The organism is Streptomyces sp. NPDC093065 (assembly GCF_044754585.1).
Taxonomy (GTDB): domain Bacteria; phylum Actinomycetota; class Actinomycetes; order Streptomycetales; family Streptomycetaceae; genus Streptomyces.
Genome location: NZ_JBIVPJ010000014.1, coordinates 74,651 through 88,143, shown reverse-complemented (window position 1 = coordinate 88,143; position 13,493 = coordinate 74,651). Strand labels below are relative to the sequence as shown.

Here is a 13,493-nt window from a genome sequence, read left to right as displayed (position 1 = left end):
GGTGTCAGCTGGTGCGGCCCTTGGCGTCGAACCGCTTCATGCGGTCGAGCACCGAGTCGGCCGTCGGTCCGTACAGCTCGTCGACGATGCGTCCGTCCGCGAGGAAGACCACCCGGTCCGCGTAGGCGGCGGCCACCGGGTCGTGGGTCACCATCACCACGGTCTGGCCCAGCTCCCGCACCGAGTTGCGCAGGAAGCCCAGCACCTCGGCGCCGGAGCGGGAGTCGAGGTTTCCGGTCGGCTCGTCCCCGAAGATGATCTCCGGCCGGGAGGCCAGCGCCCGCGCCACGGCGACCCGCTGCTGCTGACCGCCGGAGAGCTGGGAGGGCCGGTGCCCGAGCCGCCCGGACAGCCCGACCATCTGGATCACGGAGTCCAGCCACTGCTTGTCCGGCTTGCGGCCCGCGATGTCCATCGGAAGGGTGATGTTCTCCATCGCGGTCAGCGTCGGCAGCAGGTTGAACGCCTGGAAGATGAAGCCGATCTTGTCCCGGCGCAACTTGGTGAGCTGCTTGTCCTTGAGTGAGCCCAGCTCGGTCTCGCCGATGCGCACCGAACCGGACGAGAAGGTGTCCAGGCCCGCGACGCAGTGCATCAGCGTGGACTTGCCGGAGCCGGAGGGCCCCATGATCGCGGTGAGCTCGGCCTGCCGGAAGTCGATGGAGACCCGGTCCAGGGCGACCACCTGGGTCTCGCCCTGGCCGTAGATCTTGGAAAGCTCCGTGGCGCGCGCGGCCACGACGGTGGACCGGTCGGCGATGGGTGCGGTGGTCACGGGAAGGGCGCTCCTGTCGGTACGGTGCGTGCGGCCGGCACGGTGTGTGCTCGGTGATGTCATCCATCGTCCCGGCCGTACGGCGCCCTGTAGTCAGCCGCTGTTCCGGTTCAGGGGGGCGACTTCGGTCGGACGGGCCGGGCCGGTGTCATACCTGCGGATGACGGGCGACCCCGACGGCGGGGCGGGCGAGAACGGGGCGGGCGCCCTTGTCGAGGCGGTGAAATCCCGTCATTCCGCATACAGCGCGGACGGTCGCACGCAAGGCTGTTGGCATGTGCTGTCGGCCTGCCCTGGTAACTGATGCTCCCTCAGGCGCCAATAAAATAAGACAACATCGGCCGTCCCGCCCGAGGCCGGGAGGTGCGTCCCGATAGGCTCAAGGCACGCGACGCGGAGCCCATGGCCTGCCCGGATGGTGGAATGCAGACACGGCGAGCTTAAACCTCGCTGCCCCTTCGAGGGCGTGCCGGTTCAAGTCCGGCTCCGGGCACTTTCCCTGCTTTCGTCCACTTGCGGCCCGCCGGTGCGGCGTGGGCCGGATCGACCAGTCTCCGGTGGAGCCCGGGAGGGTGTGCGGACTCCGGCGCCCCGGGGCGGTCCCTCCGCCGGAGGGCGGGTGGGCCGGGCCGGCCGGCGTGGGCCGCACCAATCAGTGCCTCGTTCTGCCTGCACCGTGTCGAACAGGGCCTCGACCCAGGTCATCAGGGCGTACAGCGTCATCCGCCGGGGTGGCGCGGACTCGGGTGCGCTCTTCTCGACGTGCCCTTCACGGGCGTCGTTCAGCGCCGCCACGCACGGTGCACGGCCGCGTAGGCGTCCCGCCCGACGGCGGAGGGACCGGCCCCGCGCTTCCGACGCCCCGCCACCGGCCCCGTTCCCGGCTCCGACCCGGTCCCGGCTCCGGCCCGGTCCCGCCACCGGCCCCGGTCCCGGCCCCGGCCCCGGTCCCGGTCCCGGTCCCGGAGCCTCCCGCCCGCCACCGGCGCGCCGGCCGGGGTCGGCCGCCGTCACCACAGGGTCTGTGCGACCGCCATGCCCGCGAACGACAGCCCGAGACCGAGGGCGACCGTCACGAACACGTAGCCGGCGGCCCCGGCCGTGCGCCGGGCGCTCGCCATGGAGTGGACCTCGTTGGAGAACGTCGACCAGGTGGACAGCGCACCGCAGAAACCGGTGGACAACAGGGCCTGGCCGGACTCGTCGAGCGCTCCCTCGGTGCCCGCCCGGACGAGGAAGCCCAGCAGCAGGGCCGCGGCCATGTTGGCGAGGAACGTGCCCCAGTGGAAGGAGGACCGCAGGTGCTCCCGCGTCGCCGTACCGATCAGATAGCGGGCGGGGGCGCCGACCGCTCCACCCGCCAGGACCAGCACCCACTCACCCATCACGAACCACCGCCCCGTCCGGTCCGCGCGCCCCGGGGCCGCCCCAGGAGCAGGCGTGCCACGACCACGCCCAGGACCACCGCCAACAGGGCCCCCGCCACGGTCAGCAGGAGGTTGGCCACGGCGTAGCCCGGCTGGTCGTTCTCGAACAGCCGGCGGGTGTCGTCGGTGTAGGACGAGAAAGTGGTGAAGCCGCCGAGGACACCGGTGCCGAGGAAGGGGTTCAGCAGGCGCGGGGCGCCGGTGAACCGTTCCTTGAGCGCGACGGTCAGCACGCCCATCAGGAAGCAGCCCACCACGTTGATCAGCAAGCTCGTCACCGGGAAGGCGGCCTCACCCGTCCGCCACAGCAGCGCCGCGTCGCTGCCGTTGCGCCACAGGCGGGAGGCTACGTAGCGCAGGAGTGCGCCGGCCGCACCGCCGGCCGCCACCGCCGCGACCACGGGCAGCCGTGAGCCGGCCGTGGCGTCCGGGTGCGGATGAAGGTGCGTATCGCCAATAAGGTGCATATCGTCACACTAGCTGGCGATCGATCATGCGGCCGCGCGTGCACGGACGACGGCTTCCCCGCCTCTCGACGGACCGTCGGGGGCCCTCAAGTCCCGCACTAAGGAGCACGCGTGGCCTCGCAGTCGTCCGAACACGGCCCCGGGGCGCCGCCACCGCCGCGGACGGCCGCGCACCCGTGGAAGGGGACCGCCCTCGGAGCGCTGCGCGGCGTGGGACAGGTGGACTTCCAGCCCAGCGTGTGGTGTTCGCTCGTCATCCTCGTCGCCCTCTGGGTTGCGGGCTGGGAGATCGGTCTGTTCGCCACGATCGGAGCGGTGGTCTCCACGCTGACGGCGCGGCTGCTGGCGGTCTCGCACGACTCCGTGACCCAGGGGCTGATGACCTACTGCGGTGTGCTGGGCGGCATCGCCATGGTGGTGTATCTCGGCCACCACCCCTCGACCTACGTCATGGCCGTGTGCGCGGCCGTGATGTGCACGCTGGTCACCGCGGCCCTCGGCACCCTGCTGCGCCCCTTCGGCCTCAGGGCGTTCACCGGGCCGTTCTGCCTGGTCTCCCTGGTGATGGTGCTCGGCGCCCCCTCCTTCGAGCGGGTCTGGCACGGGACACCCGAGTCCGCCGTCACCCCGGCCACCCCCAGGAGCCCCTACGTCAGCTGGACGGACCTGTGGCAGGGCTTCTTCTCCAACGTCTCCCAGATCTTCTTCGTCGAGACCTGGTACGTCGGCCTGATCATGCTGGCCGGCCTCTTCCTGGCCGGGTGGAAGGTGGGGCTGTACGCCGTGCTGGGCAGCGTCGTCGGGATCCTCACCGCGTGGGCGCTCGGCGCCCCGGCCGCGCTGATCGGCGAGGGGATCTACGGCTACAACGCGATCCTGACGAGCCTCGCGTTCGGCGTCGTCCTGCTGCGCCCCACCGGCTGGAACCTCGCCTACACGGTGCTGGCCGCCGCCGCCACCACCGCCCTGACGGCCTCCCTGTCGGTGCTCTTCGAATCCTTCGGCAGCCACACCTTCACCTGGCCGTTCAACATCGCCACCTGGGCCCTGCTGGCGGCCGTGCCCGTCCTGTCCCGCATCACCCTGCGCGCCGACGACTCCTGACCACCCGGCCCGCCCACGACCGCGTCACGCACCCCGCGTCACGGAGGAAGGCAGTCCCATGAACCTGGCCCCCCGCGAGATCGACAAGCTGCTGGTGTACGTCGTGGCCGACCTGGCCCGCAAACGCCGGGAGCGCGGCCTGAAGCTCAACTACAGCGAGTCGGTGGCGCTCATCACCGAGGCCATCCTGGAAGCCGCCCGGGACGGCAGGACCGTCGCCGACTGCATGGAACTGGGCCGGCAGGTGGTCGGCGAGCAGCAGACGATGCCGGGCGTGCGGGAGATGCTGCCGCTGCTCCAGGTCGAGGCCACCTTCGACGACGGCAACAAGCTCGTCTCCTGCCACGACCCGGTCGGCGGCTGACCCGTGCGCGCCGGCACGGTGGTCGCCGTCTGCGGCCACGAGAGCGACGGCGGCCACGCCCTGCGGGACCTCGTGGGTCCCCGCGTCCCCTGCGTGTCCGGCGGGCGTGAGCTGTTCCGCCGCGTCCGCGCGGCGCGCTCCCGCGGCGAGGACGTCTGCGTGGTGCCGATGACGCTGGGCCGCGACCCTGAACTGGTCGCCGACACCGCCCGCACCCTGCTGGGCCTGACCCCCGAGGAGCGCGCCGGGACCGTGCTGGCCGAGCCGTTCGGGACCGCGGAGCACCTGGTCGGCTGGCTCAGGGCGGCGGCCACGCGGGCGCCGCGGGACCGGGCGCTGCTGGTCACCGCGCCCTCCGGCGACCCGTTCGCCGACGCGGACCTGTTCCGCATCGCGCGCCTGGTGCGGCAGTACGGCCGGCACCGCACGGTCGAGGTGGCCCTCGTCGGCGGCGACCCGGACCCGGCCGAGGGCGTACGGCGCTGCCGGGCCCTGGGCGCGGAGCGTGTCGTGCTGCTCGCCGCCGCCTGGGTGACGCCCCGCGTGCCCGGCCCCGCGCACTGCGAGAGCGGCGGGCCGCTCCTGACGGCGTCCGCGACGGCGGGCGTCCTCGACGCGCGCGTCCGCGACGCCTGGCACCGGAGAGACCGGCACGGCGACGACGGCCTGCCCCGCGCCCTCACCGCGACCCACGGCCACGGGCACTCCCACAGCCACGGTCCGGACGGTCACGAGCACGGCCACGGTCCGGACGGGCATGCCCACCACCGTGCCGGGGACGGCGGCTCCGCCCGCCAGGCGGTCGGTGCTCCGGCCTGCGCACCCGCCGCCCCGGCCCCGGCGGCCTCATCCGACCCCCACGCCCTCCCATCCAGCAGGAGCCTTCGATGAAACTCCCTCCCCGATACCAGTACGGCGACGGCCCGATCGAGATCAACGCCGGCCGGCGGAGCCTCAAGGTGACGGTCCGCAACACCGGCGACCGGGCCGTCCAGGTCGGTTCGGACTACCACTTCTTCGAGGCGAACTCCGCCCTCGAGTTCGACCGCGACGCCACGCTCGGCATGCACCTCAACATCGCCGCAGGCACATCCGTCCGTTTCGAGCCCGGCGGCACTCGCGAGGTCGAGCTGTGCGCCTACGCCGGCACCGGCCGCCTCACCGGCTTCAGCGGCCTCCTCAACGGCAGCGTCAAGTCGCACCCCGCCAGGGTCGAGGCCGTGAGCCGGGCACTCCAGCGCGGATTCCGGGGGACGGGCGGCACCGGCGGCCCGCAGAAGGCGGAGCCGGAAAAGGGCGGCGCCAAGAAGTCCAAGAAGAAGGGATCCAACTGACATGCCGACCCTGACCCGCAAGCAGTACGCCGACCTGTTCGGCCCCACGGTGGGCGACCGGTTCCGGCTGGCCGACACCAACCTCGTGGTGGAGGTCGAGAAGGACGTCCGCGAGGGGTCGTACGGCGACGAGGTGGTCTACGGCGGCGGCAAGACCATGCGCGACGGCATGGCCTCGGACCCGCAGGCCACCGCCGCGCAGGGCGCCCTGGACCTGGTCATCACCAACGTGGTGGTCATGGACCCCGTGATCGGCGTGGTCAAGTGCGACATCGGCGTCAAGGACGGGTTCATCGCGGGGATCGGCAAGTCCGGCAACCCGCAGACCCAGGACGCCGTCGACCCGCGGCTCGTGGTCGGCACCGGCACCGAGGTCATCGCCGGCGAGCACCTGATCGCCACCGCCGGGGCGCTGGACTCGCACGTGCACTTCATCTCGCCCCAGCAGTGCGAACAGGCGCTCAGCAACGGCATCACCACCCTCTTCGGCGGCGGCACCGGGCCGACGGACGGGACCAACGGCACCACCTGCACCCCCGGCCCCTACAACATCGCCCGCATGCTGGAGGCGGCCGAGGACCTGCCGGTCAACATCGGGATCATGGGCAAGGGCAACGGCAGCCTCCCCGCGGCGCTGGACGAGCAGATCGAGGCGGGCGCAGCCGCGCTCAAGGTCCACGAGGACTGGGGCTCGACCCCCGCCGTCATCGACAACGCGCTGGCCGTCGCCGACCGGCACGACGTCCAGGTCGCCATCCACACCGACACCCTCAACGAGGGCGGCTTCTTCGAGGACACCCGGTCCGCGATCGACGGACGGACGATCCACACCTTCCACAGCGAGGGCGCCGGCGGCGGCCACGCCCCCGACATCCTGCGGGTCACCGGCGAGCCCAACATCCTGCCGTCGTCGACCAACCCGACGCTGCCGTACACCAAGAACTCCGTGGACGAGCTGCTGGACATGGTGATGGTGTGCCACCACCTCAGCCACGACATCCCCGAGGACGTGGCGTTCGCCGACAGCCGGGTGCGGGCGGAGACCATCGCGGCCGAGACGGTCCTGCACGACCGGGGCATCATCAGCATGATCTCGTCCGACTCGCAGGCCATGGGCCGCGTCGGCGAGTCCGTCACCCGCGCCTTCCAGATCGCGCACGTGTGCAAGGAGGCCTTCGGCCCGCTGCCCGAGGACTCCGCGCGCAACGACAACCAGCGCGTGCTGCGCTACCTCGCCAAGGCCACCGTCAACCCGGCCATCGCCAGCGGGGTGGCCGACTACGTGGGGACGCTGGAGGCGGGCAAGCTCGCGGACATCGTGCTGTGGCCCATGCACTCCTTCGGCGCCAAGCCCAAGATGGTCATCAAGGGCGGCATCGTCTCCTGGGCGCAGATGGGCGACCCGAACGCCTCACTGCCCACCCCCCAGCCCGTGTACTACCGGCCGTCCTTCGGCCAGTTCGGGCGCGCCCTGCAGTCGACGCACGTCACCTTCATGTCCCAGGCCGGCATCGCGGCCGGGGTGCCGGAGAGGCTCGGCCTCCGGCGCAGGGTCCTGCCGGTGCTCAAGACCCGCACGATCGGCAAGCACAACATGGTCCGCAACGACGTGCTGCCCGACATCGAGGTGGACCCGGAGACGTACAAGGTCACGGTGGACGGCGAGGTCGCGACCATCGAACCGGCCCGGAAACTCCCCCTCAACCAGCTCTTCTTCCTCGCCTGAGCCCGATGTACCGCGACGAGAGCACCATGACGGCCGAGGCGGCCGAGGACGACGGGACGGGCGGCGCGGACGCGGCGGCGGATCCCGGCCCCGACCTGGACCACCTCCTCGTCGGCCTGCAACTGACCGATTCGGCGTTTCCCAGCGGCTTCTACACCCTGTCCCACGGCCTGGAGGGCTTCGCGCAGCAGGGGGCGGTCGACCGCGACAACCTGGCCGCGCTGCTGCACGACGTGCTCAGGCACGGCGTCGGCCCGGCCGACGCCACCGCGCTCGCCCTGGCCCACCGTGCCGCCGCGGCCGGCGACTGGGAGGCGGTGGCCGCGACGGACCGCCGCCTGTACGCCACGAAGCTGGGCCGCGAGATGCGGCAGGCGGCGACGCGGACCGGACGTCAGCTGCTGGACCTCGCGGCCGAGGTCTTCGGCGCGCCCGGCGTCGCCCACTACCACCGCGTGGTGACGGAGCGCCGGGCGCCGGGCACCCAGGCCGTCGCCGCGGGCGTCGTGTACGCGGCGACCGGGGTGTCCGTCCGGCAGGCCGTCGCCGCCGACCTGTTCGCGTTCTGCGCCAGCTTCGCCGGGGCGGCGCTGCGGCTGCGGCTGACCGACCACCGGCTGGCCCAGAGCCTGCTGCGGCAGGCCGCCCCGGTGATCGAGGAGACCACCCGGGCCGCGGTGGACCGCGGGATCGACGACCTCGGTGCGACCACGTACGCGGTGGACGTCATGTCGGCCCGTCACGAGCGGGCCCCGGCACGGCTGTTCGCGAGCTGACCACCCGACCCGCCCGCCGGCCGCGAGGGCCGGCGGGCACGACCAGGAGAAGAGGAAGGCAAGTGCGGGACAACGTGCTGCGTGTGGGAATCGGCGGACCCGTCGGATCGGGCAAGACCGCCCTCATCGAGGCCCTCGTGCCGATTCTGATCGAACGGGGCCACCGGCCCGCCGTGATCACCAACGACATCTACACCCAGGAGGACGCCCAGCACATCCGCCGCACCCTCGACGGGGTGCTGGAGGGCGACCGGGTGGTGGGCGTCGAGACGGGCGCCTGCCCGCACACCGCCGTCCGCGACGACCCCACGATGAACCTGGCGGCGGGCGCGGAGATGCTGGAACGCTTCCCCGACGTCGACGTCCTGCTCTTCGAGAGCGGCGGCGACAACCTGACGCTCACCTTCAGCCCGGCCCTGGTCGACGTGTTCGTCTTCGTCCTGGACACCGCCGAGGGCGAGAAGATGCCGCGCAAGCGGGGACCGGGCATCACCGACTCCGACCTGCTCGTCATCAACAAGATCGACATCGCCCGGTACGTGCGGACCGACCTCGGCGTCATGGAGTCCGACGCCCACACGGTGCGCGGCGAGGGACCGGTGGTGCTCACCGACTGCCTCACCGGGAAGGGCGTCGACGAGGTCCTCGCCTTCCTCGAGTCCCGGCGCGAGGTCCTGGCCTGACATGCCGGCCGTCCGCGACCGGCTCGCGCCGGAGCACTACGAGCCGAGCCGGCTCCCCCCGGAGCTGTCGGCGCTCTCCGCCGCGCCGGAGACCCTGGGCCCGGGCTCGCCGGCCAAGGTCGGCATCCTCGACCTCGGCTTCGTCCGCCGGGGCGAGCGCACCGAACTCGTCGAGCGGTACCAGAAGACGCCGCTGGAGATCATGCGCCCGCTCTACGTGGACCCGGCACTGCCCGGCATGGCGTGCACCTACGTGATGGCCACGGGCGGCGGCGTCGCCCAGGCCGACCGCTACCGCCAGGACCTCCGGTGCGGCCCGGGCACCCAGGCGCTGTTCACCACGCAGGCGGCCACGAAGGTCTACCGGATGGAGCAGGACTACGCGACCCAGCTCGTGCGGCTGAGCGCGGACGAGGGCGCCTACGTCGAGTACCTGCCCGATCCGCTCATCCCCTTCCGGGGGGCGCGCTTCCACCAGGACGTGGTGCTCACCGTCGACGAGGACGCCACGGTCGTCTACGCGGAGGCCGTCACGGCCGGCCGGCTCGCCCGCGGCGAACGGCACGCGTACACCGTCCTCACCGGCGACCTGGAGATCCGCCGGCCCGACGGCACCCTGCTGGCGGTGGACACGCTGCGGCTCACCCCGCAGCGGCCGGGCGGGGTGGACGGCCCGGGCGTCTTCGCCGGGCACGACCACGTCGCCTCCCTGTTCGTGGTGAGCGGCCGGCGCCCCGCGGCCGAGATCGCCGACGCCCTGCACGCGGCCCTGGAGGGGCGTGAGGTCCTGCACGGAGCGAGTGTGCTCCCGGACGACTGCGGGGCGTGGGTGCGGATCCTCGGCCACGAGGAGCCCCGGGTCACCGGGGCCGTCCGGGCCGCGTGGGACGCCGTACGCCGCCTGCTCACCGGCCACCCCGCACCCGACCTGCGTAAACCGTAGTCGCCCCCCGCCCCCCAGGAGACCACGCAGTGATCACCGCGCCCGCTCCCATGCCGCCCGCCTACGACTCCGGCGACACCGCCTGGATGCTGGCCGCGGCGGCCATGGTGCTGCTGATGACCCCCGCCCTGGCCTTCTTCTACGGCGGCATGGTCCGCACCAAGCACATCCTGGTCATGCTCAAGATGAGCTTCGCCTCGCTGTGCTTCGTCACCATCCTCTGGTTCGTCATCGGATACTCGCTCGCCTTCGGTCCGGACGTGGGCGGGGTCGGCCTCATCGGCAACCTCGACCACGTGTTCCTGCGCGGCATCGAGCCGAACACCCTGACCGGGTCCATCCCGACGTATGTGTACGCCACCTTCCAGATGGGCTTCGCCATCGTCACGGTGGCGCTGATCAGCGGCTCGATCGCCGGGCGGGCCACGATGCGGGGCTGGCTGGTCTTCTCCGTGCTGTGGCTGCTGATCGTGTACGTGCCGGTCGCGCACTGGGTCTTCGACCTGGAGCACGGCTGGATCACCAAGCACCTGGGCGCGCTGGACTTCGCCGGGGGCCTGCCGGTGGAGCTGAACTCCGGCATCGCGGGGCTGGCCGCCGCGCTGGTCATCAGGGGCCCGGCGGACTTCCGGCGCAGGGAGCCGACGCCCAACAACATCCCCCTGGTCATGATCGGCGTCGCGCTGCTCTGGTTCGGCTGGCTGGCCTTCAACGCGGGGTCGGCCGTCCGCGACACCGGTACCGCCGCCACGGCCTTCATCAACACCCAGCTGGGCGCGGCCGGCGCGATGGTGACCTGGCCGCTGGTGGAGTACTGGCGTCTGCGGCGGGTCACCATGATGGGCGTGGGCTCGTCGGCCGTGGCCGGCATGGTGGCCATCACCCCCGCCTGCGGGGAGATCGACCCCGGCGGCGCGCTGGTGACCGGACTCGTCGCGGGCCTTGTCTGCGCGTTCGCCGTCACCCTCAAGTACCGGCTGAACGTCGACGACACCCTGGACGTGGTCGGCGTGCACGGCGCGGGCGGCCTGGTCGGACTGCTCATGGTCGGCTTCTTCGCCACCTCCGCGGTCAGCGGCAAGGAAGGCGTCTTCTACGGGGGCGGCGGCTCGCTGCTCTGGAAGCAGATCGTCGCCGTCCTCGCCGTGGCCGCCTTCTCCTTCGTCCTGACCTGGATCCTCGCCAAGGCCGTGGACGTCGTCGTCGGCTTCGCCCAGAAGGAGACGTACGCCGCCGTACCGGGGCAGGACGAGGAGCGCGCCTACGACTTCCGCACCGCCGAGCGCCTGGACGCCCTCGCGGGCGCCGGCCGGGGCACCGACCGGGAGACGCTGGCCGAGATCCAGCGACTGCTGCGGGAGAACCGGGACGGCTGAGGCGCCCGGGAGGGGCCGGGCGGACCGGGGCGGCGCTCTCCGGGAGGATGTCCGGTTCGCCCGTTGACAGTGGCGCGCGGGAAGCCGAGACTCGGCGCAGTCGATGGTGAAGGAAATTTCACCATGCGAACAACGGCTGACTCGACCATGGCAACGACGCCGATCGAAGGGAACGACCGATGCGCACCACCGTCGGCATCATCGGGGCAGGCCCCGCCGGGCTCCTGCTCGCCCGGCTGCTGCACAACGCCGGGATCGACTCGGTCGTCCTGGAGAGCCGCGACCGTGCCTACGTCGAGCACAGGCAGCGCGCCGGGATCCTGGAGCAGGGCACGGTGGACGTGCTGCGCGAGGCCGGGGCCGGGGAGCGGATGGACCGCGAGGGTCTGCGCCACGACGGTATCGAGCTGCGGTTCGACCGCCGCCGTCACCGCGTCGACTTCCCCGCGCTCACCGGCGGCAGGTCCGTCATGGTCTACGCCCAGACCGAGGTCTGCAAGGACCTCATCGCCCTCCAGCTCAAGGACGGCGGCCCGCTGCTGTTCGAGACCGAGGCGCTGGCCGTGGAGGGCGCCGGGACCGACCGGCCGCGCATCCGCTTCCGGCACGGCGGCGCGGAGGGCGCCGGCGCCGAGGACGTACTGGAGTGCGACTACGTCGTCGGCTGCGACGGCTTCTGGGGCGTGGCCCGGGCGGCCGTGCCCGACGGGCGCACCTTCGAGCGGACGTACCCCTTCGGCTGGCTCGGCATCCTCGCCGACGTCGCCCCCTCGCACGACGAGCTGGTCTACGCCCGCCACGACCGGGGCTTCGCCCTGCTGTCCATGCGCTCGCCGTCCGTCTCCCGCCTCTACCTCCAGGTCCCCGCGGACACGGACGCCGGCGACTGGAGCGACGAGGAGATCTGGGACGAGCTGGAGCGCCGCTTGGAGACCGACGACGACTGGACCCTGCGGCGGGGCCCCGTCACGCAGAAGTCCGTCACGCCGATGCGCTCCTACGTGCACGAGCCCATGCGGCACGGCCGCCTCTTCCTGGCCGGCGACGCCGCGCACATCGTGCCGCCCACCGGAGCCAAGGGCCTCAACCTCGCCGTCGGCGACGTGGTCACCCTCGCCCGGGCGCTGGCCCACCGCACCGCGACCGGCTCCGACGAGCTGCTCGACGCCTACTCCGCGACCTGTCTGCGCCGCGTCTGGCAGGCCGAGCGCTTCTCGTACGACATGACGACCATGCTGCACGCCGCTCCCGGCGCCACCCCCTTCGAGGACCGGCTCCAGCTGGCCCGCCTGGACCGGATCACCTCCTCCCGCGCCGCCGAGACCGACCTCGCCGGGGCCTACACCGGGTTCCCGATCGGATGAGCGGTGCCCGGCGGCCCGGGCGACCCCGGTCGTGAGGGGAATCACTGATCGGCGTAGCGTGTTGAGCCGCAAGTCGAGGGAAAGATCCTTCCCAAGCAGTAGGGTCATTCCTTTGCCGTTCTATTACTCTTGAGCCAAGGCTGCGCCGTGTGGCCATGGAGGAGTGAAATGAGGAGCAGAAACCCGGTCTTCTCGCGTCGGGGGTTCAGCCGCGACAACGGCTATGCGGGCTTCAACGCCGCGCCGCAGGCCGGGGGACCCGCCGTCGCCACGCAGGCCAACCCGTACGCGCAGGGTGCCCAGGGCAACCCGTACGCCCAGCCGTCCGCCGGCAACCCGTACGCGGGGAACCCGTACGCCCAGCCGGACCAGCAGTTCGGCGTGCCGCCGCAGGCGCCCGCCACCACCGGCCGGATGACGATGGACGACGTCGTCATCCGCACGGCGAGCACGCTCGGCGTGCTCGTGGTGACGGCCGCGCTCGCGTGGGCGCTGCTGCCGGTGGACGACGCCAACATCGGCCGCTCGTACGGCATCGGCATCGGTGCCGCGCTGATCGGCATGGTCCTGGCGCTCGTCCAGTCCTTCAAGCGCAAGCCCACGCCGGCGCTGATCCTGTCGTACGCGGCGTTCGAGGGTGTCTTCCTCGGCGTCGTCTCCAGCGTCGTCGACAACCGCATCGCGGACGGCGCGGCCATGCAGGCCGTGATCGGCACGATGGCGGTCTTCGCCGGTGTGCTGATCGCCTACAAGGCGGGCTGGATCCGGGTCAACCGGCGCTTCTACGGCTTCGTGATGGCCGCCGCGCTCGGCTTCGTCCTCCTGATGATGGTGAACCTGCTGTTCGCCGTCTTCGGCGGCGGCGACGGCCTCGGCTTCCGCAGCGGTGCGCTCGGTGTCGTCTTCGGCGTCATCGGCATCATCCTCGGCGCCTGCTTCCTCGCCCTCGACTTCAAGCAGGTCGAGGACGGGCTCGCCTACGGCGCCCCGCGCGAGGAGGCCTGGTTCGCCGCCTTCGGCCTCACCCTGACGCTGGTCTGGATCTACCTGGAGTTCCTGCGCCTCATCGCGATCCTCAACAGCAGCGACTAGCAGCACCACGCAGACGAAGGGCCCCGGGCTTCGTGCCCGGGGCCCTTCGTCGTCGTGGGGCC

14 protein-coding genes and 1 tRNA gene are annotated in these 13,493 nt (G+C 72.2%); 12 read left to right on the top strand and 3 right to left on the bottom strand.

Annotated features, from left to right (window positions below):
- Nucleotides 1–4: 4 nt before the first annotated feature.
- Nucleotides 5–775: an ABC transporter ATP-binding protein gene (locus ACIQFU_RS23860; RefSeq protein ID WP_402554184.1), complete on the bottom strand. Its 771-nt coding sequence runs from the start codon at nucleotides 773–775 to the stop codon at nucleotides 5–7.
- Nucleotides 776–1,184: 409 nt separating this feature from the next.
- On the opposite strand from ACIQFU_RS23860, the gene ACIQFU_RS23855 reads away from it, so the two are divergent.
- Nucleotides 1,185–1,268, top strand: a tRNA-Leu gene (locus ACIQFU_RS23855).
- Nucleotides 1,269–1,785: 517 nt separating this feature from the next.
- On the opposite strand, the gene ACIQFU_RS23850 is transcribed toward ACIQFU_RS23855, so the two are convergent.
- Nucleotides 1,786–2,160, bottom strand: a complete 375-nt coding sequence (locus tag ACIQFU_RS23850) for a fluoride efflux transporter FluC (protein ID WP_402554183.1) — start codon at nucleotides 2,158–2,160, stop codon at nucleotides 1,786–1,788.
- The gene (locus tag ACIQFU_RS23845; protein WP_402554182.1) at nucleotides 2,160–2,669 is read right to left on the bottom strand and encodes a fluoride efflux transporter FluC; all 510 of its coding nucleotides are present in this window, start codon (nucleotides 2,667–2,669) and stop codon (nucleotides 2,160–2,162) included. Before ACIQFU_RS23845 ends, ACIQFU_RS23850 begins: the two co-directional genes overlap by 1 nt.
- A 111-nt stretch (nucleotides 2,670–2,780) precedes the next feature.
- Here ACIQFU_RS23845 and ACIQFU_RS23840 point away from each other — a divergent pair, with 111 nt between their 5' ends.
- The 11 genes from ACIQFU_RS23840 (at nucleotide 2,781) to ACIQFU_RS23790 (ending at nucleotide 13,431) form a co-directional block, all read left to right on the top strand.
- The gene (locus ACIQFU_RS23840) at nucleotides 2,781–3,773 is read left to right on the top strand and encodes an urea transporter (protein ID WP_402554181.1); all 993 of its coding nucleotides are present in this window, start codon (nucleotides 2,781–2,783) and stop codon (nucleotides 3,771–3,773) included.
- Between the two features lie 58 nt (nucleotides 3,774–3,831).
- Nucleotides 3,832–4,137, top strand: coding sequence for an urease subunit gamma (locus tag ACIQFU_RS23835; RefSeq protein ID WP_402554180.1), 306 nt, complete (start codon nucleotides 3,832–3,834; stop codon nucleotides 4,135–4,137).
- Between the two features lie 3 nt (nucleotides 4,138–4,140).
- Nucleotides 4,141–5,028 (top strand): sirohydrochlorin chelatase, encoded by an 888-nt coding sequence (locus ACIQFU_RS23830; RefSeq protein ID WP_402554179.1) that lies wholly within the window; start codon nucleotides 4,141–4,143, stop codon nucleotides 5,026–5,028.
- A complete protein-coding gene (locus ACIQFU_RS23825; protein WP_402554178.1) occupies nucleotides 5,025–5,471 on the top strand; it encodes an urease subunit beta in 447 nt (148 codons plus the stop codon). Before ACIQFU_RS23830 ends, ACIQFU_RS23825 begins: the two co-directional genes overlap by 4 nt.
- 1 nt (nucleotide 5,472) lies before the next feature.
- On the top strand, nucleotides 5,473–7,197 hold the full coding sequence (gene ureC / locus ACIQFU_RS23820; protein ID WP_402554177.1) for an urease subunit alpha: 1,725 nt from the start codon (nucleotides 5,473–5,475) through the stop codon (nucleotides 7,195–7,197).
- A gap of 5 nt (nucleotides 7,198–7,202) precedes the next feature.
- The gene (locus ACIQFU_RS23815; protein ID WP_402554176.1) at nucleotides 7,203–7,973 is read left to right on the top strand and encodes an urease accessory protein UreF; all 771 of its coding nucleotides are present in this window, start codon (nucleotides 7,203–7,205) and stop codon (nucleotides 7,971–7,973) included.
- A gap of 62 nt (nucleotides 7,974–8,035) precedes the next feature.
- Nucleotides 8,036–8,656, top strand: coding sequence for an urease accessory protein UreG (ureG, locus tag ACIQFU_RS23810; protein WP_402554175.1), 621 nt, complete (start codon nucleotides 8,036–8,038; stop codon nucleotides 8,654–8,656).
- A 1-nt stretch (nucleotide 8,657) separates the two neighbouring features.
- Nucleotides 8,658–9,599: an urease accessory protein UreD gene (locus ACIQFU_RS23805; protein ID WP_402554174.1), complete on the top strand. Its 942-nt coding sequence runs from the start codon at nucleotides 8,658–8,660 to the stop codon at nucleotides 9,597–9,599.
- Nucleotides 9,600–9,649: 50 nt separating this feature from the next.
- On the top strand, nucleotides 9,650–10,975 hold the full coding sequence (locus ACIQFU_RS23800) for an ammonium transporter (RefSeq protein ID WP_402554288.1): 1,326 nt from the start codon (nucleotides 9,650–9,652) through the stop codon (nucleotides 10,973–10,975).
- A 179-nt stretch (nucleotides 10,976–11,154) separates the two neighbouring features.
- Nucleotides 11,155–12,339 carry a 4-hydroxybenzoate 3-monooxygenase gene (locus tag ACIQFU_RS23795; RefSeq protein ID WP_402554173.1) on the top strand — a complete coding sequence of 395 codons (1,185 nt, stop codon included), beginning with the start codon at nucleotides 11,155–11,157 and terminating at the stop codon, nucleotides 12,337–12,339.
- 168 nt (nucleotides 12,340–12,507) lie between these two features.
- Complete coding sequence (locus tag ACIQFU_RS23790) at nucleotides 12,508–13,431, top strand: Bax inhibitor-1/YccA family protein (protein WP_402554172.1); 924 nt, start codon at nucleotides 12,508–12,510, stop codon at nucleotides 13,429–13,431.
- The last annotated feature ends 62 nt before the right edge of the window (nucleotides 13,432–13,493 follow it).